Genomic DNA, 22,720 nt, shown 5'->3' on the forward strand with positions numbered 1-22,720 from the left:
CAGCTCGACGTTCTCGGGCGGATTCTGGAGTCGCTCAAGGGCAGGCACGTAGGTCCTAAGGATCATTTGGTCGAGAGAGAGCGGATGCTGCGTCGCTGGCTCAGCAAGGTTCCCCCGGTGGAGAAGGGCTGAACCAGTCGTCCGGCCGAGCCGTGCCACTTCGTCAAGGGCTTGAGGGTGCGTCTGCGGTGTTCTGGTCGGACCGGAGGGCACACCTCTGGCGAACCCTCCCAAAGAAGCCGACCCCGCAGAGTTCGCGCCCATGCCCTCTAGCCCGGCCTCGAATCGAGACCAGGCTGAGTCAGACCCTCGACCGGCCGTGCACTGCCTGAGGTCGGGGGCACCGTGCGCCGGTTCGCACGGTTGGGGGTCGATCACCGGGGGCGACTAGTTGTGCGCCTACGCCGTCTCGTTAGGTGTCGAGAGAGCGCAAGCCGGCGGGAGGCCCTGTCACCCCGCCGTCGGGGGTCAGGAGCCGTCCAGGCCTCGAGTCGCCACGGTTGTGCCAGAGGGGAGCTTCAAAGGGGCCGCTGCGCGGCGCACTTCCAGGGTCATCGCTCGATCGCCTCGATGACGAGGATGGCCGCGACCAGGAGGCCGAGACCGACCAGGCCGATGGACTGGCACGCCGCTACTAGAGGCGGCAGGGCGATGGCGAGTAGCATGGGTTCCACGAGAGCGCTCCTAACGCTGTCGTCTGGCCCCGCACGGTTACCGCCGTGGCGGGGCCGATTCATGCCCCGAACCGGCGCTTAGATACGCACTGTGTACGCACGAACCCAAGCAAGAAGCCCGAGACTCTGACTTTTCCGCAGAATCTCGGGCTTCTTGGCTGGTGGACGTAAAGGGACTCGAACCCCTGACCTCTCGCGTGTGAAGCGAGCGCTCTAACCAGCTGAGCTATACGTCCGTGGTGCTGCCGCGGTGAGGCGGTGAAGCCAGTGCAGAGTACCTGGCGCTCTCCCCCTTCGTCACATCGGGCTACGCACCCAGCCCGGGGAGCATCCGCAGGTACTCCTCGACGACGTCCGGGGTCCACCCCGGGAGCCCGGTGACGAGGAGGGCGAGGTAGAAGCACAGCCAGCCGATCGCGACCGAGACCATGACGAGCGGGATCTTCGCGGCGAGGGGCAGGTGACGGGCCCACTGCTCGAAGGACTTCACCTCGGCCTTGACGAACTGCGTGACCCGGCGGGCCCACATGTACTCCGTCGACCACAGGAAGAGGCCGACGAAGATGACGACCCAGCCCGGGCCGACGAGGGGGACCATGGGGATGCCGACGACGATGAGCGCCAGCCCGGCGACGAAGACCCCGATGCGGTAGACCGGGCCGAGCACCGGGTTGAGGCGCACCGCGCGCCGCCACCGGATCGTGTCCTCCTCGGGGTCGATCGTCTGGTTCTCGCCGAAGCGCTCCAGCAGCTCCTCGCGCACGAGCTCGTGCTGGTCGCGCCGGATGGCTCGGTACGGACGACGGTGACCCTGCGCGTCGAGCCCGAGGCCCCGACGCTCCTCCTCCTGCTGCTCCCCCCGCGTGGCCTCCATCGAGGTCACGGGTCCATCCGCTCGGCGGAGCGGGTCGCGAAGATCGCCGCCGCCTGGTCGGTGACCGGGGTCTGGGTCGCCAGGGCGCGGCCGTCGACGGTCGCGATCGGCTGGACGTCGCGCATCGTGTTCGTGAGGAAGGCCTCGTCGCTCGTCTCCATGGCGTCCGCCGGCAGGGTCTCCTCGCGGACCTCGAGACCGGCCTCGCGGCACCACTCGATCGTCACGGCGCGGGTGATGCCGGCCAGGCAGCCCGACTCGAGCGGCGGGGTGAGGACGACGCCGTCTCGGACGACGAAGACGTTCGACCCCGTGCCCTCGCACAGCTCGCCGCGGGTGTTGAGGAAGATCGCCTCGTCGGCGCCCTGGCTCTTCGCCCGGGCGAGCGCGATGACGTTCTCCGCGTAGGACGTCGTCTTCAGCCCCGCGGTCGCCGCGCGCTCGTTGCGCGTCCACGGCACGGTCGCGACGTGGGCGTGGCTCGGCAGCGGCGAGGCGGGCACGAGGCCCACGACGTAGGTGAGCGGGGTGTCCGAGCGGTCCGAGCCGAGCGGCCCGACTCCCCCGGTCACCGTCCAGCGCAGCCGGCCCAGCGGCATCGGGCCACCGGCGGCGAGCACCGCCTCGACCCCCTCGTCGAGGTGGTCGGCGTCGAAGCCCGTGAGCCCGAGACCCTCGAGCGTGCGCTCGAGGCGACGCAGGTGACGGGTGCGCCCGAAGACGACCCCGTCGACGACCTTGCACGTCTCGAAGCCCCCGTCACCGACGGTCAGACCGTGGTCGAGCGCGGTGAGAGATGCCTGCCCCCCGTCCACGAGCTCGCCGTTGACCCAGACCGTGACACCCATGCTCATACCCCAACTCTTCCAGATGACAGACCGACGAGCCTGCCCGCCTTGAGCTCGGTCTCGCGCCACTCCTGGCCCGGGTCCGACCCCCACGTGATGCCGGCGCCCGTGCCGAAGCGCAGGACGCGCCCGGCGGGCCCCTGCTCGGCGTAGAACGTGCGGATGCCCACCGCGAGTTCCCCCCGTCCCGCGTCGGCGTCGACCCACCCGATCGCGCCGCAGTACGGACCCCTGCGGACCGGCTCGAGCTCGCGGATCACCTGCAGCGCAGAGGACTTCGGCGCACCGCTCACCGACCCGGGCGGGAAGGTCGCCCCGACCAGCTCGGCCCACCCGATACCCGGTCGCAGCCGGGCCGCGACGTCGCTCGTGAGGTGGAGCAGACCCGGGTGCTCCTCGAGCGCGCACAGCGCCTCGACGTCGACCGTGCCGGGGACGGCGACGTGGCTGAGGTCGTTGCGCACGAGGTCGGTGATCATGACGTTCTCGGCGTGGTCCTTCGCCCCGAGGTCGGAGGGCACCCGCCCGGTCCCCTTGATCGGGCGGCTCACCACCCGATCGCCGTCGCGCAGCAGGTAGGCCTCGGGCGAGGCGCACACGACGTCGAGCCCGGCGGAGGGCACGTGGACCAGCCCGGCGAAGGGGGCGGGGTTGCCCTCCTCGAGCACCGCCGCCAGGGCGGGGAGGTGGGCCTGCGGCGCCAGGGGCGCCGTGAGGACCCGGCAGAGGTTGACCTGGTAGACCGTGCCGGCCGCGACGTGCTCGCGGACCCGCTCGACCCCGGCGAGGTACTCCCCCTCCGACATCGAGGACGACCACCTACCGGGCGGGACCCACGGACCCGTGGCCGGGGCGTCGGAGGTCTGCTCCGCCCGGGCGAAGCGGACCGCCGTCACCTCGCCCTCGAAGGTCACGACGACCGCCCACTGGCCGCCGTCGTCGAGGTCGGCGAGGTCGGTGCTCACCGCCACGGGGTCGGTGAGCAGCCGGCGGCCGAAGCGGGCGTACTCCACGGCCGCAGCATAGGGGCGCCCCCGAGGCTGGACGGCGCACGCCGCTAAGCCCCACGACGGGGCCGACGTGTGGTGGGTTGTCCCCATGCCGGTCATCGGACACCACTGCAGCCACGAGCAGATCAGCCCCCGCCAGCTCCTCCTCGACGTCCAGCACGCCGAACGAGCCGGCTTCACCGCCGCGATGTCGAGCGACCACCTCGTGCCGTGGAGCGCGCGGCAGGGCGAGTCGGGCTTCGCGTGGAGCTGGCTCGGCGCCGCACTCGCGACGACGGACCTCCCCTTCGGCGTCGTCAACGCCCCCGGTCAGCGCTACCACCCGGCGATCCTCGCCCAGGCGATCGCGACCCTCGGCCAGATGTACCCGGGTCGCTTCTGGGCGGCGCTCGGCTCCGGCGAGGCGGCCAACGAGCACGTCACCGGGCAGGGCTGGCCGCGCAAGGAGATCCGTGACGAGCGGCTGCGCGAGTGCGTCGACGTCATCCGCCGGCTCCTGCGCGGAGAGGTCGTCAGCCACGACGGCCACGTCGTCGTCGACCGCGCGCAGCTGTGGACCCTCGCCGACCCCGTGCCCCGTCTCGTCGGGCCGGCCGTCACGCCGCAGACCGCCGCCCGCCACGCCGACTGGGCCGACGGCCTCATCACCGTCAACCAGCCGGTGGAGCGCCTGCGCGAGGTGCTCGCCGCCTACCGCGACGCCGGCGGCCGCGGCCCGGCCCGGCTGCAGGTGCACCTGTCGTGGGCGCCCACGCAGGAGCAGGCCGAGGCGATCGCCCACGACCAGTGGCGCAGCAACACCGTCGGGCCGCCGATCGCGTGGGACGTCGACAGCGTCGAGGGCTTCGACGCCATCGGCGAGCACGTCACCCGCGAGTCCGTCGCCGAGGCCGTGCGCATCTCGGCCGACCCGGGTCAGCACGTCGAGTGGCTGCAGGAGTACCTCGAGATCGGCTACGACGAGCTCTACCTCCACTTCGTCGGGCAGGACCAGCGCGAGTACCTCGACACCTTCGCCGAGCAGGTGCTCCCGCACCTGGGGCCGACCCGCCCCGAGACGACCCGGCCCGAGACGACACCCGGCACGACCCAGCCCGACCCGAAGGGAGCCCGGTGAACCTCACCGACACCGCCGACCTGTGGTGGAAGCACGCCGTCCTCTACTGCGCCGACGTGCAGACCTTCGTCGACTCCGACGGCGACGGCTGCGGCGACCTCACCGGCATGGCCGAGCGTGTCGACTACCTCGCCGACCTCGGGATCACCTGCCTGTGGCTCATGCCCTTCTACCCGACGGCCGACCGGGACGACGGCTACGACATCACCGACTTCTACGGCGTGGACCCGCGGGCCGGCACACCCGGCCACATGGTCGAGCTCGTCCACCTCGCCCGCTCGCGCGGCATCCGGGTCATCGTCGACTTCGTCATGAACCACACGAGCGACCAGCACCCGTGGTTCACGGAGTCGCGCAAGAGCACCGACAACCCCTACCGCGACTGGTACGTCTGGCGCTCCTCGACGCCGCCGGACACCTCCGACCAGGTGGTCTTCCCCGACCAGGAGGACTCGATCTGGGAGCTCGACGAGCGCACCGGCGAGTACTACCTGCACAACTTCTACAAGACCCAGCCCGACCTCAACATCGCCAACCCCGCGGTCCGCGACGAGATCGCCCGGACGATGGGCTACTGGCTCCAGCTCGGCGTGAGCGGCTTCAGGGTCGACGCCGTGCCCTTCCTCTTCGCCGAGGACACCCTGCCCGAGTCCGAGCGGAAGTTCCCCGCCTACGACCCGCACGAGTACCTGCGCAGCCTGCGCCGCTTCGTCTCGCGGCGCGGGGGCAACGTCATGCTGCTCGGCGAGGTCAACCTCCCCTACCCGGAGCAGAAGCTCTTCTTCGGGGGCACCGACGCCGACCAGCTGACGACGCAGTTCGACTTCGTCGGCATGCAGGCGACCTACCTCTCCCTCGCCCGTCACGACGCCCGCCCGCTGGCCAAGGCGCTGCGATCCCGCCCGCGGCTGTCCGACGAGAGCCAGTGGGCGAGCTTCATGCGCAACCACGACGAGCTCACCCTCGACAAGCTCACCGACGACGAGCGGCAGGAGGTCTTCGACGCCTTCGGCCCCGAGCCGCAGATGCAGCTCTTCGACCGCGGGCTGCGCCGCCGGCTGCCGACGATGCTCGGCGGCGACATGCGCCGCATCCGGATGGCGTACTCGCTGATGTTCTCGCTCCCGGGCACCCCGGTGCTCTTCTACGGCGAGGAGATCGGCATGGGCGAGAACCTCGACATCCCCGGTCGGCTGGCCGTGCGCAGCCCGATGCAGTGGGACCCCTCGGGCGGCTTCAGCCAGGCGCCCGAGCGTCAGCAGGTCCGCCCGATGACGTCGGGCCCGTGGGGGCCGGAGCGGATCAACGTCGCCGACCAGCGCGGCGACGTCGACTCGCTGTGGCGCTTCGTCTCCCGGCTCATCCAGCGCTACCGCCAGAGCCCGGAGATCGGCTGGTCGCAGGTCGAGGTGCTGCGCGGCACGCCGCACTCGGTCCTCGCGCACGTGTGCCGCAAGGACGAGTGGCGCATGGTCGCTCTGCACAACTTCTCCGGCGAGCCGGTCGAGATATCGGTCACCGTGCCCGACCTGCCGGACGAGTGCTCCTTCGTCGACCTGCTCACGCCGGGCGCGCCCCGTCGCATCGAGCCTGGGCCGAAGGGGGTCCTCGAGACGACGATCGACGGCTACGGCTTCCTCTGGCTGCGGGTCTGCTCCGCGCAGGACACCCGGGTGGCGTGATGGCGAAGGGGGACGGCGGTCGAACCGACGACGGGCGGGACGTCGCCCCGGGCGACGGGCGGGACGAGACGGCGACCGAGCGCTTCGACCGCAACTGGGAGGAGCTCCTCCAGGAGCTGCGGGTCGTCCAGACCGGCGTGCAGATCCTCGCCGGGTTCCTGCTCACCCTGCCCTTCCAGGCCCGTTTCACGGTGCTCGAGCCGCACCACCGGGTGATCTACCTCGTCGCCTTCTGCCTCGCGCTCCTCGCGACGGCGCTGCTCGCCGCACCGGTGAGCGCGCACCGGCTGCTCTTCCGCCGGCACGCGAAGCGCGAGCTCGTCGCCTTCGGCAACCGGTGCGCCCAGGGCGGCATGGTCTCGCTCGCCCTCAGCCTGCTCGCCGTGCTCTACCTCATCGTCGAGGTGCTGCTCGGCACCCCGGCTGCGGTCACCGCGCTCGTCGTCGGCGCCGCCGTCTTCCTCGCCCTGTGGGTCGTGCTGCCCATGCAGATGGGGCGGGCCGCCGGTCGTGCCGGCAGCCCGCCCCCTTCGCGGTCCTCGTCCTGATCGCTCAGGTGTAGAAGGGTCGGTCCTCGTGGGCCGGGTCGGTGACGTTGGGGTGGACGCGCTCGACCTCGTCGGCCGGGGCATCGTAGACGCCGAGGACGGCGCCGTCATCGGTCTCGATGACCAGCCGCGAGCGGATGCCGCGCTGGATCGCCTCGGCGACCGAGCGGGCGACGACCGTGGGCTGGTCCCCGGCACCGGTCGCGGCCATCGCCTCGTGGACGCGCTCGGTGAGCTCGTCCTGGGTGAGCCCGCCGGCCTCGCCGACGACGCGGAGCAGGGCCGCGGCCTGGGCCCGGACCGCCTCGGTGCCGACCTCGCCGGCGATGGTGTTGAGGACGACCCGCTCGCCGGACTTCGAGACGTGCGGGTGCACCTCGGTGTCGTGCTCGGGGCCGTGGGTGGGGGCGACCTCGACGGTCTCGCCGTCGCGTGTCCCGCGCTCGTCGTGCGCCGCGAGCTCCTCGCGGCGTGGGTCCTGCGTCATCGCTTCACTCCCTTGTCGACGGTGTCAGGCCAGGCTATCCGCGCAGGTGCACGGATCGGCTCCGCGGAGCCCGGCTGTCCAGGGTGGCCTCACCACGCGGGGTCGAGCTGGTCCCCGAGGACGAGGGCGGTGAGCTCGCGGCGGCTGTGCACCCCCGCCTTGGCGAAGATCGCCTTGAGGTGGTCCTGCACCGTGTGGCTGCTCATGTGCAGCTGCTCGGCCACCGATCGCGTGTCCGCGCCCCGCACGACGAGCACGAGGACGTCGCGCTCGCGCGGGGTCATGCCCAGGGCGTCGACGACGAGCGGGAGGAGCTCGCGGGGGCGCGACTCCGTGATCGTGACGCCGACGAGGTCCCCGTCGGGCGAGCCCAGCGGCGTCGCGTGCACGGTGCACCACCGTCCGTCGGCCAGGCGCACCCTCGTCGTCGGGTGGTGCGCCCCCTTCGTCGCCCGGGTCGCCGCGGCCGCCGCGGCGAGCGACGCGAGCAGCCCCTCGCTCGCCTCGGCCCCGTCGCCGTGGTGGAGCGAGACGAGCTGCTCGACGCCTCCGGGCGAGGACAGGACCACCTCGCCCCGCGCGTCGAGGACGACCATCGTGGGGGTGGAGTCGTCGGTCACCGTGCGCCGACCGGCCCACATCCCGAGGACCCCACGGCGCACCGCGCGGGCGAAGGAGGGGCACAGGGCCTCGACGAGCGCGACCTCCCACGGCTCGAAGTGCCCGCGGAGCCGGTAGAGGAAGACGGCCCCCCACGACCGGTGCCCGTCGGTGGCGAGGGCGCGCAGCTCGTCGGCGCAGCCGAGGACGGGGCTCATGAGGTCGCGCATACGAGGTGAGCGGGAGAGGTCTCCCCCGGTGACGTCGTGCACGCCGAGCGCGGCGCAGCCGGAGCGCGCCATGGCGAGCACCGAGGTGGGGTCGTCCTGGCCGTACTCGAGGCGCGCCCACTCGCGGTCGTGCGCCGCCCAGGCCACCGCGCAGCCCTCGCGCAGGCAGACCCCCGTGGGCATGAGCGACGCCGGGTCGAGGGTGCCGAGAGACCAGCCGTCGTGCGGCACCGCGCGCTGCAGGGACTGCATCGCCTCGTGCGCGAAGGTCTCGAGGTCGACCTGGGCCCGCGCGAGGACGGCGACATCTGCCACCACGCGGTCGCGCACCAGATCTCTGTCCATCGACGACCACCTCCCGAACGGCGTCACCGGACCCCCAGCATTGTGGGGCAGGTCACCCTCCGCCGGGGCGGAATCGGACAAAGCCGCGGCTCGGGGATGGGCAGGCCCTGGGGGCCTGCACGACCCTTCATGGGATCCGAGCACCGTCGCGAGACGAGCCCGCCGGGGAGGGCGGGCGCGTGGTCGGACCCCACGTCACGAGGAGCAGCCCATGTCATCGAGCCGTCTGAGAGCCCGTCACCAGCACCCGGGTCGCCGTCGAGGGCTCCGACCCGTCCTCGCCGCCGCCGCGGCAGCCGTCCTGGGTCTGAGCCTCGCGCCGCCGACGTCCGCAGCACGACCCCCCGGGGGCCCCGAGGGGCACCCGCGCTGGGTCTCGACGATCGACGACAGCGTCCTCGCACCCTTCCAGCTCGCCGTCGAGGGGCGCGACGTCTACGCGACCGACGGCTTCCTCGGCACCCTCACGAGGTACTCCCGATCGGGCACCAAGACCGTGCTCGCGCGGGTCGAGGGCGGTGAGATCGCCGGCGTCGACGTGGCGAAGGGGGGCCGCACGTGGGCATACGCGAGCACCTCTGCCGACGGGCGCAGCACCCTGACGATCCAGTCGAAGGGACGGCCGGACGTCGTCGCCGACCTCGGCGCGTACGAGCAGACCGTCAACCCGGACCAGGGGGTCACCTACGGCATCATCGCCGGCGGCAACCCCTGCGCCGAGGAGGTCTTCGGCGGGCTCACCGGGGGCCAGGCGACGTACACGGGCATCGTCGAGTCGCACCCCTACGCGGTCGCCGCCCTGCCGGACGGGTCCTGGGCGGTCGCCGACGCCGCGGGCAACTCCGTGCTGCGGGTCGACCGCCGCGGACGCATCTCGACGCTCGCCCTCGCGCCACGCCGGCCGCTGCTCATCACGACGGAGATCGCCGCGTCGATCGGTCTGCCCGACTGCACCGTGGGCGTCACCTACGCCTTCGAGGGTGTCCCCACCGATGTCGAGGTGGGCCCGCGCGGCCGGCTCTACATGAGCTCGCTGCCCGGCGGCCCCGAGGACCCGAGCCTGGGTGCCCGGGGCGCCGTCTTCACGATCGGACGCCACGGCGCGGTGACGAAGGTCGCCTCCGGATTCCTCGGGGCGACGAACCTCGCGGTGCAGGGCGACACGCTCTACGTCGCCGAGCTCTTCGGCGGCCAGGTGACGGCCGTGCACGGCCGGCACCGCTGGGCCGCCTACCGGATGGAGCGGCCCCTGGCCGTCGAGGTGAGCGGGCGCACGATGTACCTCGGCCAGCTCGCGGACATCGACTTCGAGACGGGCACGCCGCGGGCCCCGGGGTCGATCGTCAAGGTGTCGCTGAAGCACCACCACCATCACCACCACTGATCGCGGTGGGAGGACACCGGCGGCACGAGCCCCGGTGGCATGACGAAGGGCCCCGACCTGGTGGTCGGGACCCTTCGTCTGCGGTGGGCGATACTGGGTTTGAACCAGTGACCTCTTCCGTGTCAAGGAAGCGCGCTACCGCTGCGCCAATCGCCCGGGGTCCTGCTAGGTCCTGCGTCGAGGTGGAGACGGGATTTGAACCCGTGTAGACGGCTTTGCAGGCCGTTGCCTCGCCTCTCGGCCACTCCACCACTGGAGGCGGTGAACCTTCCGAGCGGATGACCGGCCTCGAACCGGCGACCTCAACCTTGGCAAGGTTGCGCTCTACCAACTGAGCTACATCCGCACTTCCGCTCCGGGCTTCCTTGCCCCTTGCGTGCGGTGTGACAGTAGCCCAGACGGACGGTGAACTCCAAACCGACTCCTGGGGCGGTCCTCGCACCCCCGTCGTCAGGCCTGCGCGATGGACCGGTCGGCCGCCGAGTGGGGCCACAGGGAGCGCACGGCGGCGTTGAGCGCGGCCCCGACGAGCACGGAGATCGCGATCGCGTAGAGGCCGACGATGAGGATGATCGGGGTGCTCAGCGGGCCGTAGATCGAGGTGCCGCCGAGGGAGCCGGCGACGAGGGTGCGCACGAGCCAGGCCGACAGGACCCACAGCACGAGGGTGAGGGCGGCGCCGGGCAGGTCGCGGCGCCAGGGGTCGCGCTGCGGGGTCGAGAGGTGGAAGAGGGTCGTGACACCGGCGAGCACGAGGACGGACACGACCGGCCAGTAGAGGGCCACGAGCCAGTCCGCGGGGTCGGGCAGCAGGGAGCCGATCGCGCTCGGCCCGACGAGGACGAGCGGCATCATGACGACGCCGAAGAGCAGCCCGAGGGTGTAGATCGACAGGCTCATCGCCCGCGTGCGCACGATCCCGCGGATGCCGGACTGCCCGTACATGATCGAGATGGTGTCGATGAAGACGTTGAGCACCCGCGAGCCCGACCACACCGACAGCAGGAAGCCGATGGAGATGAGCTCGCCGCGCCCGGCGCGGAAGACCTCGTCGACCGTCGGCAGCAGCAGGTCGTCGATGACCTGCGGGGTGAGGAAGCTGCCGGCATAGCTGGCGATCCGCTCGGTGAAGTCGTCGACACCGCTCTGCCCCACCGCGCTGCCGACGTAGCCGACCCCGCCGAAGAGCCCGAGGACGAGCGGCGGGAGGGACAGCAGCGCGAAGAAGCCGGCCTCCGCGGCCAGCCCGGTGACCCGGTAGCGCAGGCAGATGCGGACCGTCTCGCGCACGAGCCGGACGAGGGCGAGGGCGAAGGGGACGCTCTCGAGCCCGTCGCGCACCCTCGCCCGTGTGCTCACGCTCTGCACCGTAGAGCCCGCACGGCCCGACCGGCGTGACCCACGCGGGAGGAGCGGCTCGTCGGGGTGGCCTCGTCCCTCGCACCTCGACCGGCGAGGGCTTCGTCGGTCGAGGCGCGACGGGCCCTACGGGCCCGAGCCTCGAGACCACCGGACCGGCCGCCTATCCTCGCGCCATGCCGACCCACGACGTGACGAACCAGCCGCCCCCCTTCGTCGGGGTCGACGTCTACGGCAGCGACCCGACCCTCACCGAGGCCGTCGAGCGCTGGGTCCCCGGGACCGGGCGGGCCGACGCCCACGCAGCGCTGCACGCGCTCGGCGAGCGGGCGGGCAGCGCGGAGGCGGCCGAGCTCGCGGATCGGGCCGAGCGCAACGCCCCCCGGCTGCGCACCCACGACCGCTGGGGGCACCGCGTCGACGAGGTCGACTACGACCCCGCCTGGCACGACCTCATGCGCGTCGCCGTCGGTGCCGGGCTCACCGCCGCCACCTGGGCGGCCGGACGGGGCACGGGCGCTCACGTGCGGCGGGCGGCCGGCTTCGTCACCTGGTCGCAGGTCGACGCCGGCCACATCTGCCCGGTGACGATGACCCATGCCGCCGTGCCCGCGCTGCGCCACTCCCCCGAGCTCACGACGCGCTACGAGCCCGGTCTCGCGTCGCGCGAGTACGACCCGGGTCTGCGAGCGCCGGCGCTCAAGGCGGGGCTCGTCGCCGGCATGGGGATGACGGAGAAGCAGGGCGGCTCCGACGTGCGCGCCAACCGCACGCTCGCGACGCCGGCGCCGGACGGGCCGCTGCCCGGGCGCACCTACCGGCTCACCGGGCACAAGTGGTTCTGCTCGGCCCCGATGAGCGACCTCTTCCTCGTCCTCGCCCGCACCGACGGGCAGGACGCGCCGAGCTGCTTCGCCGTGCCGCGCGTCCTCGACGACGAGACGCGCAACCCCTTCGCCCTCCAGCGCCTCAAAGACAAGCTGGGCGACCGCTCGAACGCCTCCTCCGAGGTCGAGCTCGACGGCACGTGGGGCTCGCTCGTCGGCGAGGAGGGGCGCGGGGTGCGCACGATCATCGACATGGTCGCCGCGACCCGTCTCGACTGCGTCCTCGGGTCGGCCGCGACCACCCGCGCCGCCCTCGCCCGGGCCGTGCACCACGCCCGGCACCGTCGCGCCTTCGGCGCGCTGCTCGTCGACCAGCCGCTCATGCGCTCGGTGCTCACCGATCTCGCGCTCGAGTCGGAGGCGGCCACCCTGCTCGGCATGCGGCTGGCCCACGCGGTCGACACCGGCGAGGTCGAGCTGGCACGCCTCGGTGTCGCCGTCGGCAAGTACTGGGTGTGCAAGCGCACGCCGACCCTCGTCGCCGAGGCGCTGGAGTGCCTCGGCGGGGCGGGCTACGTCGAGGAGAACGGTCTGGCCCGTCTCTACCGCCAGGCCCCCCTCAACTCGATCTGGGAGGGCTCGGGCAACGTCAACGCGCTCGACGTCGTCCGGGCGATCAGCCGCGAGCCCGCGAGCCTCAAGGCCCTCCTCGAGGAGGCCGCCGTCGCGCGGGGCAGCTCGTCGACGCTCGACCGGGCGCTCGACGCCGTCGAGACCGCCTGCGCGGCCGTCGCGCTCGACCCGCTCGCGGCCCAGGCCGGCGCCCGGCGCCTCGTCGAGGACCTCGCCCTCGTGCTCCAGGGCAGCCTCATGACGCGCTACGCGCCACCGGAGCTCGCCGAGGCCTTCGTCGAGTCACGCCTGGGCGCGGGTGCCCGTCTCGGGCTCGGGTCGATCGATCCCCGTCTCGCGTCGCTCGCGGCGCCCGTCGCGCTCGGACGCTGCTGACGGTGCGCGTCCCGCCTGGTCGCCGCTGACGCTCAGGTGTGCTCGAGGCGCTCCTGCTCGACCTCGACGTCGAAGTCGGCAGCCGGCCACCGCGGGTCCATCGCCTCGAGGTGCTCCTTGAGCAGCTGCATGACGGCCAGACGGGCGTACCACTTGCGGTCGGCGGGCACGACGTACCACGGCGCGCTCTCGGTCGAGGTGCGCTCGAGGACGCTCTGGTAGGCCTCCATGTACTCGTCCCAGTGCTCGCGCTCGTCGATGTCGCCGGGGTTGTACTTCCAGTGCTTGTCGGGGCGGGCGAGACGCTCGGCGAGGCGGGCGCGCTGCTCGTCCTTGCTGATGTGGAGCATCACCTTGACGACCGTTGTGCCGCTCTCGACGAGACCGCGCTCGAAGGTCGCGATCTGGCCGTACCGGCGCGACCACTGCGCGCGCGGCACGAGGTCGTGGACGCGCACGACGAGGACGTCCTCGTAGTGGCTGCGGTCGAAGACGCCGATCTCGCCGGCCCGCGGCAGTGCGCGCCGGATCCGCCACAGGAAGGGGTGACGCCGTTCCTCGTCGCTCGGCACCTTGAAGCTCGTGAGCGCGACACCCTGCGGGTCCATGGCCCCGACGACGTGGCGCATGATGCCGCCCTTGCCCGAGGTGTCCATGCCCTGGATGACGAGCAGGACGCTGCGCTGACCGCCGCCCTTGGACTCGGCGTACAACCGCTCCTGCAGCTCGCTGACGACGTCGGCGAGCTCGGGCATGAGCTCGGCAGCCGCGGCCTTGTCGCCGTCGAAGCCCGGCGTGCCACGCGTGTCGATCTCGTCGACCCGAGTCGTCGGACCGGCGCGCAGCGCCTCGCCGAAGGTCTGGGGCACGGGTGCCCCCTTCGTCACCGTCGTCTGCACGGGCTCGCCGGGGGCTGACTTCTTCGGCCCTGCGCCCGTGCGGTCCGCCCCCTTCGGGCGCTTGTCCTTCGAGCGCTCGTCCTTCGCGCTCTTCGCCGATGTCTTCGTCTTCTTCGACCCCTTCGCCATCGGCCCATCATGCCCACCGGTCCGGGCCCGTGGGGCTGCGAGGATGCCGCCATGCGCGCCCTCATCGCTCCCCCGCACGTCGACCTGCCCGACGGGACCCTCGACGACGCCGCCGTCGACGCGCTCTACGCCCACGACGGCGAGCTGCTGCGCCTCAGCTTCGTCTCCACCCTCGACGGCGCCGCGACGGGCGGCGACGGGGTGTCGGGCTCGATCAACACCGAGGCCGACGGCCGTGGGTACCGGGCGATGGGCCGGGCGGCCGACGTCGTGCTCGTCGGTGCCGGCACGGCCCGGGCGGAGGAGTACGGGTCCCGGTCGACGCCGCTCGTCGTCGTCAGCCGCCGCGGCGAGCTGCCCGGCTCGGTCCGCGAGGGCGACGGGACCGTCGTCCTCGCCACGGTGGCCGCCTCCGGCGTGCCCGAGGGCGAGCACGTGTGGCACGTCGGGCAGGACGAGGTCGACCTCGCGGCCCTCGTGCAGCGGTGCCGCGCGGCCTTCGGCCCGCACGTCCTGTGCGAAGGGGGACCGAGCCTGGCCGGGGACCTCGTCGCCGCGGGCCTGGTCGACGAGCTCGGCCTGTCGTGGGCGCCCTCGCTCGTCGTCGGGTCGCCCGACGACCACCCCCGGATCCTGCGCGGTCCTGCCGCCGAGGTCGCGCTCGAGCCGGTGCACCTCCTCGAGGAGGACGGCACCCTCGTCGGGCTGTGGCGCGTGCGCCGCTGACGCACCGCGGTCAGAGCACCGGGGCCGGTGCGGGCGCGGGGTGGGGCGCCGGTGCGAGCGCCGGACGACCTCAGCGCACGAAGTCGCCGACGACCCGGTCCCACCGGTGCGGGTCGACGTTCCACTCCTTGCAGTGCCGGGCGAGCGACCACGGCTCGAAGGTCACGAGGTCGGGCCGGGCGGCGGCGAGACGCTCGGAGGGCCCGACCGGCACGAACTCGTCGTCACGGGAGTGGATGAGCAGCAGCGGGTGGTGCAGCTCGTCGGCGCGGCGCACCCAGTCGGTGCGGGTGACGTCGACGGACTCGGTGAGCCCGACGAGACCGCGCGCCCAGCGCTGACCCATGAGGCTGCGTCCGAGGCTGCCGACCGCCCGGGGCACCGAGTGCAGCCGGGCATGGTGGGCGAGGACGTCGGCCCAGTCGACGACCGGGCCGTCGAGCACGGCCCGGCTGACGAGCGGGGCGAGCTCGGAGCGGTCGAGCACCTGGAGCACGATCGCCCCGCCCATCGACCAGCCGACGAGGACGATCTCCTGGGCACCCCGGGCGACGGCGAGGCGCATCGCGGCCTCGACGTCGCGCCACTCCGACAGGCCGAGGTTGTAGCGCCCGTCGGGGCCCAGCGGGGCCTCGGTGTCGTTGCGATAGCTCGGCACGAGCACGTCGAGACCGGCGGCGTGCAGCGCGGGCACGGCCCGCAACGTCTCGTAGCGCCGGGCCCCGCGCCCGTGGACGAGGACCGCCCAGCGCGAGTGGTCGGCTCCCTCGCTGGGCACCACCCAGGCCGGCATCGGCCCGACCTCGCCGTCGACGACGACGTCCTCGTGGTGCAGGCCCAGGTCCTCGCGGGGGTTGCGCGCGTAGTAGTAGCCGTTGACCCGCACCGGGCCCGGTCGGGCGGTGCCCCAGTCGACGCCGACCAGCCGCCGGCGCACCCGCTGGAGGCGGTGGTCGTGCTCGAGGACCTCGCCCACCCGGACGTGACCGCCGTCGCCGTCGACCCACAGGCCGTACAGGCCCGGCACGGTCGTCTCCGGCGTCGCGTCGAGGGTGACCGAGTCGTGATGGAGCACCCGGATCCGGGCGTCGTCGGGCCGGTAGGGGTCGGGCGTGAGCACGCGGCGGGCGAAGTAGGCCGCGGCGCCGAGCCACACCGAGCCGGCACCGGCCAGGGCGCCGCCCACGGCGGCACCGCCGTACGTCGCGGCGCGTCGGGTGGTCGTGCTGGGGCTCACGAGGCGATCCTCTCAGGTCATGATGGGCGGGTGAGGCAACCCATCGCGCTCCCCGTCGACCCCATGCTCGCCAAGGCCGCCGCCGCGGTGCCCGCCGCCGACGCGGTCGACGGGGGGTACGCCTACGAGCCGAAGTGGGACGGCTTCCGCTGCGTCGTCCTGCGCGACGGCGACGAGGTCGAGCTCGCGAGCCGCGGCAAGAAGCCGCTCACCCGCTACTTCCCCGAGGTCGTCGCGGCCTGCCTGGAGCACCTGCCCGAGCGGGTCGTCCTCGACGGCGAGATCGTCGTGCGCTCCGGCGAGCCGGGAGCCCAGCGGCTGCAGTGGGAGGCGCTCTCGCAGCGCATCCACCCCGCGGCGTCGCGCGTGACGAAGCTCTCGCAGGAGACCCCGGCCGAGGTCGTCGTCTTCGACCTGCTCGCCGTCGGCGACGAGGACCTCATGTCCACCCCCTTCGCCGAGCGCCGTGCGCGCCTCGAGGAGCTCTTCGCGCAGGTCTCTCCCGAGGCACCGATCCACCTGACCCGCGTCACCCGCGACCCGGACGAGGCGACGGACTGGTTCACCCGCTTCGAGGGGGCCGGTCTCGACGGCGTCGTCGCCAAGGCGCTCGCCTCGCCCTACTCCCCCGGCAAGCGCACGATGATCAAGGTCAAGCACAAGCGCACCGCCGAGGCCGTCGTCATCGGCTACCGCGTGCACAAGTCGGGGCAGGGCGTCGGCTCGCTCCTGCTCGGGCTGCACCACGAGGGGCAGCTCATCGGGGTCGGGGGGATCGCCGCCTTCACGACCGCGCGCCGTCTCGAGCTCGTCGACGAGCTCGAGCCCTACGTGCGCCGCGACGAGGAGGGCGAGGTCGTGCAGGCCGAGACCGACCGCTCGCGCTTCTCCTCGAGCAAGGACGTCTCCTACGTCCCGCTCCGCCCGGAGCTCGTCGTCGAGGTCGCCTTCGACCAGCTCGAGGGGTGGCGCTTCCGGCACGCCGTGCAGCTCGTGCGCTGGCGGCCTGACCGCGACCCTGAGTCGTGCACCCTCGACCAGATCGACCGCGCCCCGGCCTACGACCTCGGCGAGGTGCTCCTCGAGCGCGAGCCCTGATCGGCCGTGACGATCGGTAGCGTCTGGCCATGAGCCTCACGCGAGACAGCCACAACCTCACCGTCGACGGGCGTCCGGTGCGCGTCGTCGGCTCCACCGGTGCGATCCGCGCGACCTGGCGCCTCTTCGAGGGGGACCAGCTGCTCGCGCAGGAGGAGGTGCTCGCCGGGAGCCGAGAGCTCGTCGGCACGCTGTCGACGGGCACGCAGGTCGTCGCGACCGTGCACCAGTCGGCGCTGGGCAGCACGAAGGTCGTCGTCACCGCCCACGGCGAGACCGTCGCCGAGCTCGACGGCTTCGTGGCCTGAGACCTCGTCGCGCTCCGACCCGGTCGCTCCGGCGGTCGTCGCGGACCTCGTCGCGCTCAGCCCTCGACTCGGTTGCCGTCCTCGTCCCAGTGGGACGCCACCTTCTTGCTCGGCTGCACGCGTGGGGGCTCGCCGGGCATCTTGGGGTAGTCGGGCGGGAAGTTCAGCTCGCCGCCGGGCAGCTCCTCCCACAGCCGTAGCAGCGGTGCGAGGGAGTACGACGTGCCGTCCATGTCGGCCCACGGGTCGCCGTCGGCGAGCCTCTCGGGGACGGACAGCAGGTGCAGGGCCGCGGGGTCGTCGACCTCGGCGAGCTGCTCCCACGTCAGCGGGGTGCTCACCGGCGCCCCGGGGCGGGCGCGCAGGCTCCACGCGCTCGCGATCGTGCGGTCGCGGTTGTTCTGGTTGAAGTCGACGAAGATCCGCTCCCCGCGCTCCTCCTTCCACCACGCCGTCGTCACGCCGTCGTCACGGCGCTCGAGCTCGCGCCCGAAGCCGATCGCCGCGTGGCGCAGGTCCTCGAAGGAGTGCGTCGGCTCGACCCGGACGTAGATGTGGATGCCGCGGTTGCCGCTCGTCTTGGGGTAGCCGCGCATGCCGAGCTCCTCGAGCAGCTCACGGGCCACGCCGGCGACGCGCCGCGCGTCGGCGAAGGTCGTGCCGGGCTGCGGGTCGAGGTCGACCCGCAGCTCGTCGGGGTGGTCGACATCGGGCCGGCGCACCGGCCACGGGTGGAGCGTCAGCGCACCCATCTGCGCGGCCCACACGACCGAGGCGGGCTCGGTGGGGCACAGCTCGGCCGCGGTCCGTCCGCTGGGGAAGGTGATCTCGACGGTCTCGACGTAGTCGGGCGCGCCTCGCGGCAACCGCTTCTGGTAGAAGCCGTCGGCTCCCTTGTCCTGCGGGCCGACGGCCAGGCGCATGTCTTCGCGCCACCCGTCGGGCCAGCGCTCCATCGCCGTCGGTCGTTCGCCGACCGCGCGCATCATCGCCTCGCCGACGTCGGCGAAGTACTGGCACACCTCGAGCTTGGTGATCGGCGGCGTGCGCTCGGTCGCCTCGTAGATCACCCGGTCCGGGCTGGAGACGCGGACCTCGCGCTCACCGGCGGTGACGCTGCCCGCGGGGGTCTTGGCCATGCGCTCACGGTAGTGGTGGGAGGGGACAGCACGGTCCCCCTTCGCCCCCTGACGAAGTCCTGACCTGGTCTTGGCCAGAGGTTTACCCCGGACGCGGCGTGGCGTCACCCAGGGGTGCCTACCGTCTCTCTCGCCCCCTCTCTCCAGCTCAGGAGCAACCCCCGTGCCCTCTCGCCACACCTCGCCCCGACGCCGTCGCGCGCTCGCGGCGCTCACCGCCGTCCCGCTCGTCACCGCCGCCCTCGCCGTCACCGCGCCGAGCGCCACCGCCGTCTCCACGACGGTCGTCATCTCCGAGGCCTACGGCGGCGGCGGCAACTCCGGCGCCCCCTTCCGCAGCGACTTCGTCGAGCTCGCCAACCGCTCCGGCGCGGCCGTCGACCTCAGCGGCTGGAGCCTGGCCTACTACTCCGCGAGCGGCACGACCGCGCAGACGACGCCGCTGAGCGGCAGCATCGCCGCGGGTGGTCGCTACCTCGTCAAGCAGGCCGACGGCGCGAGCGCGACCGCCCCCGCGCTGCCCACCCCCGACGCGACCGGCACGGTCCCGATGTCCTCGAGCGGCGCCCGCGTCGTCCTGCGCGACGCGAGCGGGGGCGAGGTCGACCTCCTCGGCTGGGGCTCGGCGACGACCTTCGAGGGCGCGCCGGCCGGGGCGACGAGCAACACGACGTCCGTCGCGCGCCGGGACATCTGCGGCGACACGGATAACAACGCAGGCGATTTCGTCGTCGGGGCACCGACGCCGCAGTCCTCGACGACCCCGGTGACGACGTGCGAAGGGGGCGAGGAGCCGCCGGTCGACGAGCCGGAGACCATCGCGCAGATCCAGGGCGCGGCTCACCTCTCCCCGCTCGACGGGCAGCGGGTCAACGGCGTCGAAGGGGTCGTCACGGCGGTGAGCCGCAACGGCTTCTGGATGCAGTCGACCACCCCGGACGACGACCCCGCGACGTCCGAGGCGATCCTCGTGTACACCCGCACGGCGCCGACCGCGACGGTCGGCGACACCGTGAGCGTCGACGGCGCCGTCGACGAGTTCCGTCCCGGTGGCTCCAGCGGGTGGGACAACCTCACGACGACGCAGGTCGTCGGCCCGCGGGTCACCGTGACCGGCACGGCGCCCGTCCCGGCCCCGGTCGTCCTCGGCGAGGACCGCACCGCCCCGCAGCAGAGCGTCGATGCGGCGGACCCGAAGAACGTCGAGTACGACGGTGCCGAGTTCCGGCCCGAGCGCGACGCCATCGACTTCTACGAGTCACTCGAGGGCATGCGCCTCGGGGTGCGCGACGCGACCGCCGTCGGCCCGACGAACTCCTTCGGCGAGCTCCCCGTCGTGCCCGGCAGCGGCGTGCAGGCCACCCGCACCGCCTGGGGCGGCGTCGTCTACTCCGGCTACGACCGGCCCAACACGATGCGCGTCATCCTCGACGACTACCTCACCGGCGCCCTCCCGGCGGCCGACCAGGGCGACACCCTGCCGGGGCTCGTCACCGGCGTCCTCGACTACGACTTCGGCAACTTCAAGCTCCACGTCCAGGAGCAGCCGACGGTCGTCGACGGCCCGGCGCAGCGCGAGGTCGCGCCCGTCCAGCGTGACCGCGAGCTGAGCGTCGCGTCCTTCAACGTCGAGAACCTCGCTCCCACGAACCCGCAGGAGAAGTTCGACCGGCTCGCGGCGCAGGTCGTGACGAACCTGCGCTCCCCCGACGTCATCGCCGTCGAGGAGGTCCAGGACGACAACGGCGCCGTCGACGACGGCACCGTCGACTCGACCGCGACGACCGACAAGCTCGCGGCGGCGATCCTCGCCCAGGGCGGACCGCAGTACACGGCGCACTGGGTCAACCCGAAGGACAAGGCCGACGGCGGCCAGCCCGGCGGGAACATCCGCAACGTCCTGCTCGTGCGGGCCGACCGCGACGTCGACGTCATCGCCCGCGACGCGGGCGACCCCGAGCACGAGGCGCTCGTCGAGACGCGGCGCAAGGGCAAGCGGACCGAGCCCTACCTCACGACCTCTCCCGGTCGCGTCGACCCGACGAACCCCGCCTTCGAGAGCTCGCGCAAGCCGCTCGTCACCGAGCTGCGCTACCGCGGCGAGAGCGTCTTCGTCGTCGCCGTGCACCTGAGCAGCAAGGGCGGCGACGACCCGCTCTTCGGGCGCTGGCAGCAGCCGGTGCGCTCCAGCGAGGACGACCGGCATGCCCAGGCGCGCGCGGTGCGCTCCTTCGTCGACGACCTGCTCGACGCCGACAGCCAGGCCAAGGTCGTCGTCGCCGGCGACGTCAACGACTTCGAGTTCTCGACGACCGCGGACATCCTCGTCGACACCCTCGAGGGCAGCGGCTCGACGGCGCTGACCGACCTGCCGCGCACCCTGCCCGCCGGTGAGCGGTGGACCTACGTCTTCGACGGCAACAGCCAGGTCCTCGACCACATCCTGCTCAGCCCCTCGCTGGTGACGCGGGAGAAGGTCAACGGCCCGTGGCGGCCGGGCAAGCCGAAGGCGGGCGAGCCGGTCTTCCGCTACGACATCGTCCACACGAACGCCGCCTTCTCCGACCAGGACAGCGACCACGACCCGCAGGTCGTGCACCTGGACCTCAAGAAGTAGGGCTCGACCCCCCTTCGTACCGACGCCCTCACGCCCCGGGAACATCTGGGACGTGAGGGCGTTGGCATGATGTGATCCACCCCCGACCCGCGAAGGAGACCATCGTGGAGCCCACCGGCCGGCAGTACTCCGTGTCCAAGGACGACGCCCAGTGGCGGTCCGAGCTCAGCGCCGACGAGTACTCGGTGCTGCGTCAGGCCGGCACGGAGCGCCCCTTCACCGGCGAGTACACCGACACGACGACCGAAGGGGTGTACGCCTGCCGCGCGTGCGGCGCGGAGCTCTTCACCTCGACGGAGAAGTTCGAGAGCCACTGCGGCTGGCCCTCCTTCTTCGCCCCGCTCGCGCAGGACCGCGTCGAGTACATCCAGGACGACTCGCTCCCGGGCCGCCCCCGCGTCGAGGTCCGCTGCGGCAGCTGCGGCAGCCACCTCGGGCACGTCTTCGAGGGCGAGGGCTACGAGACCCCCACCGACCAGCGGTACTGCATCAACTCGATCGCCATGACCCTGCGCCCCGCCCAGGGCTGATCCCCCTTCGCCCCACCCGTCACCAGTTTCTCGGGTGACCCGATAAACCCCGGCTTGGCACCAGCAAGAAACTCGTGCGAAGCCGGGGTTTGTCATGCTCAGCGGGTCACGCGGCGACGGCGAGGGCTGCCGTGACGGCGGCGATGATGCGATCGGTGTGGAAGAGGTCCGCCCAGGTCAGCCGCACGACGACGTAACCGAGGGCGCGGAGCCGGTCCTCGCGCTTCTTCTCACGGAAGAGGGCGTCAGTGCCGCCCTCCGTGTACTTGACCTTGCCGTCGAACTCCAGCAGCACCCGGGTGCCCTTGATGCGCAGGTCGACCCGCCCGACGAAGACCCCGTCCTGGTCGGCGATGTCCACCTGCGACTCCACCTCGAGCCCCGCACCACGAAGGGCGACCCGGGTCACGCTCTCGCCGAGGGACTCGGCCGCCGCGTCGGCCCACGCGAGGGCACACGTGAGACGGGACGAGCGCGGGGTGCCGGCCATGGCCTCTCGGACGGCCTCGAGCTCGTGCATCGAGACCCTCCGCTCGTGGAGAGCGGCGTCGATCGACGCGACGCCGGCGGGGATCCCGTGGTCGACGGCCGTCTGGGCGAGCGCGTCGGGCAGGGGCACCGCCGGACCCCAGGGCGTGGCGACCGGCTCCTGGCGAAGGGGGCGGATGCGCAGCTGCTCGGTGAAGGCCTCGCGGGCGATGGGCCGGCAGATGTCGGTCCGGATCACCGCCACCTCGAAGGTCGGCACGCCATGAGCCTCGACGGCGGTGCCGCTCGCGAGGACGGCGTCCGGGTAGACCCGCAGGGCCGCCCGGGCGAGGAGGCGACGGTGCTCCCCCTTCGTCCACTCCCCGGGTCGGGTGTAGGCGCCCCGGCAGATCCTCACGATGACACCGCGGCGGCACCCGGCGGTGAGGACCTCGTCGCTCATGCCCGACCGCAGGGCGTCCTGGCGGGTGAAGATGCCGTCCGGCATCGCGAGCAGGCAGCTGAAGATGTCTGGGGTGACGAGATGCATGCGTCACGGTCGCGCTCTGTGCCCTG

General features: G+C 72.7%; 21 protein-coding genes and 4 tRNA genes. 10 read left to right on the forward strand and 15 right to left on the reverse strand.

Features of this window, described 5'->3' with window-relative positions:
• Nucleotides 1–551: 551 nt before the first annotated feature.
• The 5 genes from ABIB53_RS00080 to ABIB53_RS00100 form a co-directional block, all read right to left on the reverse strand.
• Nucleotides 552–674 carry a hypothetical protein gene (locus ABIB53_RS00080; protein ID WP_354586628.1) on the reverse strand — a complete coding sequence of 41 codons (123 nt, stop codon included), beginning with the start codon at nt 672–674 and terminating at the stop codon, nt 552–554.
• Nucleotides 675–833: 159 nt separating this feature from the next.
• Nucleotides 834–910, reverse strand: a tRNA-Val gene (locus ABIB53_RS00085).
• 71 nt (nt 911–981) lie between these two features.
• Nucleotides 982–1,548: a PGPGW domain-containing protein gene (locus ABIB53_RS00090; RefSeq protein WP_236572294.1), complete on the reverse strand. Its 567-nt coding sequence runs from the start codon at nt 1,546–1,548 to the stop codon at nt 982–984.
• 5 nt (nt 1,549–1,553) lie between these two features.
• Nucleotides 1,554–2,402: an aminotransferase class IV gene (locus ABIB53_RS00095; RefSeq protein ID WP_123091864.1), complete on the reverse strand. Its 849-nt coding sequence runs from the start codon at nt 2,400–2,402 to the stop codon at nt 1,554–1,556.
• A complete protein-coding gene (locus ABIB53_RS00100; protein ID WP_354586629.1) occupies nt 2,399–3,409 on the reverse strand; it encodes a chorismate-binding protein in 1,011 nt (336 codons plus the stop codon). The genes ABIB53_RS00095 and ABIB53_RS00100 overlap by 4 nt, the downstream gene beginning before the upstream one ends.
• A gap of 85 nt (nt 3,410–3,494) precedes the next feature.
• Between ABIB53_RS00100 and ABIB53_RS00105 the strand changes: the two genes are divergently transcribed.
• From ABIB53_RS00105 to ABIB53_RS00115, 3 genes are read left to right on the forward strand one after another with little or no spacing between them, the layout of a single operon-like run.
• Nucleotides 3,495–4,523, forward strand: coding sequence for a TIGR03885 family FMN-dependent LLM class oxidoreductase (locus ABIB53_RS00105; protein ID WP_354586630.1), 1,029 nt, complete (start codon nt 3,495–3,497; stop codon nt 4,521–4,523).
• Complete coding sequence (locus ABIB53_RS00110; protein ID WP_354586631.1) at nt 4,520–6,205, forward strand: alpha-amylase family protein; 1,686 nt, start codon at nt 4,520–4,522, stop codon at nt 6,203–6,205. Before ABIB53_RS00105 ends, ABIB53_RS00110 begins: the two co-directional genes overlap by 4 nt.
• On the forward strand, nt 6,205–6,753 hold the full coding sequence (locus ABIB53_RS00115) for a DUF6328 family protein (RefSeq protein ID WP_354586632.1): 549 nt from the start codon (nt 6,205–6,207) through the stop codon (nt 6,751–6,753). The genes ABIB53_RS00110 and ABIB53_RS00115 overlap by 1 nt, the downstream gene beginning before the upstream one ends.
• A 4-nt stretch (nt 6,754–6,757) precedes the next feature.
• On the opposite strand, the gene ABIB53_RS00120 is transcribed toward ABIB53_RS00115, so the two are convergent.
• The gene (locus ABIB53_RS00120) at nt 6,758–7,240 is read right to left on the reverse strand and encodes a hypothetical protein (RefSeq protein ID WP_201467107.1); all 483 of its coding nucleotides are present in this window, start codon (nt 7,238–7,240) and stop codon (nt 6,758–6,760) included.
• 89 nt (nt 7,241–7,329) lie between these two features.
• Nucleotides 7,330–8,415: a helix-turn-helix transcriptional regulator gene (locus ABIB53_RS00125; protein ID WP_354586634.1), complete on the reverse strand. Its 1,086-nt coding sequence runs from the start codon at nt 8,413–8,415 to the stop codon at nt 7,330–7,332.
• A gap of 211 nt (nt 8,416–8,626) precedes the next feature.
• On the opposite strand from ABIB53_RS00125, the gene ABIB53_RS00130 reads away from it, so the two are divergent.
• Nucleotides 8,627–9,799, forward strand: a complete 1,173-nt coding sequence (locus ABIB53_RS00130; RefSeq protein ID WP_354586635.1) for a ScyD/ScyE family protein — start codon at nt 8,627–8,629, stop codon at nt 9,797–9,799.
• Between the two features lie 84 nt (nt 9,800–9,883).
• Here ABIB53_RS00130 and ABIB53_RS00135 read toward each other — a convergent pair.
• The 4 genes from ABIB53_RS00135 to ABIB53_RS00150 form a co-directional block, all read right to left on the reverse strand.
• Nucleotides 9,884–9,955, reverse strand: a tRNA-Val gene (locus ABIB53_RS00135).
• 24 nt (nt 9,956–9,979) lie between these two features.
• A tRNA-Cys gene (locus ABIB53_RS00140) sits at nt 9,980–10,050 on the reverse strand.
• A gap of 22 nt (nt 10,051–10,072) precedes the next feature.
• Nucleotides 10,073–10,145, reverse strand: a tRNA-Gly gene (locus ABIB53_RS00145).
• Between the two features lie 104 nt (nt 10,146–10,249).
• Nucleotides 10,250–11,158 carry a YihY/virulence factor BrkB family protein gene (locus ABIB53_RS00150; RefSeq protein WP_191563817.1) on the reverse strand — a complete coding sequence of 303 codons (909 nt, stop codon included), beginning with the start codon at nt 11,156–11,158 and terminating at the stop codon, nt 10,250–10,252.
• A 176-nt stretch (nt 11,159–11,334) separates the two neighbouring features.
• On the opposite strand from ABIB53_RS00150, the gene ABIB53_RS00155 reads away from it, so the two are divergent.
• Nucleotides 11,335–12,993 carry an acyl-CoA dehydrogenase family protein gene (locus tag ABIB53_RS00155; protein WP_354586636.1) on the forward strand — a complete coding sequence of 553 codons (1,659 nt, stop codon included), beginning with the start codon at nt 11,335–11,337 and terminating at the stop codon, nt 12,991–12,993.
• A gap of 32 nt (nt 12,994–13,025) precedes the next feature.
• Here ABIB53_RS00155 and ABIB53_RS00160 read toward each other — a convergent pair whose 3' ends face one another.
• Nucleotides 13,026–14,021, reverse strand: a complete 996-nt coding sequence (locus ABIB53_RS00160; protein WP_354586637.1) for a polyphosphate kinase 2 family protein — start codon at nt 14,019–14,021, stop codon at nt 13,026–13,028.
• Between the two features lie 51 nt (nt 14,022–14,072).
• On the opposite strand from ABIB53_RS00160, the gene ABIB53_RS00165 reads away from it, so the two are divergent.
• Nucleotides 14,073–14,747, forward strand: coding sequence for a dihydrofolate reductase family protein (locus ABIB53_RS00165; protein WP_354586638.1), 675 nt, complete (start codon nt 14,073–14,075; stop codon nt 14,745–14,747).
• A 70-nt stretch (nt 14,748–14,817) separates the two neighbouring features.
• Here the strand turns inward: ABIB53_RS00165 and ABIB53_RS00170 are convergent, their stop codons facing one another.
• The gene (locus tag ABIB53_RS00170; RefSeq protein ID WP_191563813.1) at nt 14,818–15,984 is read right to left on the reverse strand and encodes an alpha/beta hydrolase family protein; all 1,167 of its coding nucleotides are present in this window, start codon (nt 15,982–15,984) and stop codon (nt 14,818–14,820) included.
• 30 nt (nt 15,985–16,014) lie between these two features.
• Between ABIB53_RS00170 and ABIB53_RS00175 the strand changes: the two genes are divergently transcribed.
• Together ABIB53_RS00175 and ABIB53_RS00180 are read left to right on the forward strand one after the other, a co-directional pair.
• The gene (locus tag ABIB53_RS00175; RefSeq protein ID WP_201467114.1) at nt 16,015–17,082 is read left to right on the forward strand and encodes an ATP-dependent DNA ligase; all 1,068 of its coding nucleotides are present in this window, start codon (nt 16,015–16,017) and stop codon (nt 17,080–17,082) included.
• Between the two features lie 29 nt (nt 17,083–17,111).
• The gene (locus ABIB53_RS00180) at nt 17,112–17,390 is read left to right on the forward strand and encodes a hypothetical protein (RefSeq protein ID WP_354586640.1); all 279 of its coding nucleotides are present in this window, start codon (nt 17,112–17,114) and stop codon (nt 17,388–17,390) included.
• 56 nt (nt 17,391–17,446) lie between these two features.
• Here ABIB53_RS00180 and ABIB53_RS00185 read toward each other — a convergent pair whose 3' ends face one another.
• Entirely contained in the window at nt 17,447–18,529 is a 1,083-nt protein-coding gene (locus tag ABIB53_RS00185) for a DNA polymerase domain-containing protein (protein WP_354586642.1), read from the reverse strand.
• Between the two features lie 163 nt (nt 18,530–18,692).
• Here ABIB53_RS00185 and ABIB53_RS00190 point away from each other — a divergent pair, with 163 nt between their 5' ends.
• Nucleotides 18,693–21,146 carry a DUF8508 domain-containing protein gene (locus ABIB53_RS00190; RefSeq protein ID WP_354586643.1) on the forward strand — a complete coding sequence of 818 codons (2,454 nt, stop codon included), beginning with the start codon at nt 18,693–18,695 and terminating at the stop codon, nt 21,144–21,146.
• A 104-nt stretch (nt 21,147–21,250) separates the two neighbouring features.
• Nucleotides 21,251–21,676 carry a peptide-methionine (R)-S-oxide reductase MsrB gene (msrB, locus tag ABIB53_RS00195; RefSeq protein ID WP_372430348.1) on the forward strand — a complete coding sequence of 142 codons (426 nt, stop codon included), beginning with the start codon at nt 21,251–21,253 and terminating at the stop codon, nt 21,674–21,676.
• Between the two features lie 106 nt (nt 21,677–21,782).
• Here msrB and ABIB53_RS00200 read toward each other — a convergent pair whose 3' ends face one another.
• Nucleotides 21,783–22,694: a type IV toxin-antitoxin system AbiEi family antitoxin domain-containing protein gene (locus tag ABIB53_RS00200; RefSeq protein WP_354586645.1), complete on the reverse strand. Its 912-nt coding sequence runs from the start codon at nt 22,692–22,694 to the stop codon at nt 21,783–21,785.
• Between the last annotated feature and the right edge of the window lie 26 nt (nt 22,695–22,720).

Source organism: Janibacter sp. UYMM211, from assembly GCF_040547045.1.
GTDB classification, from domain to species: Bacteria; Actinomycetota; Actinomycetes; order Actinomycetales; family Dermatophilaceae; genus Marihabitans; species Marihabitans melonis.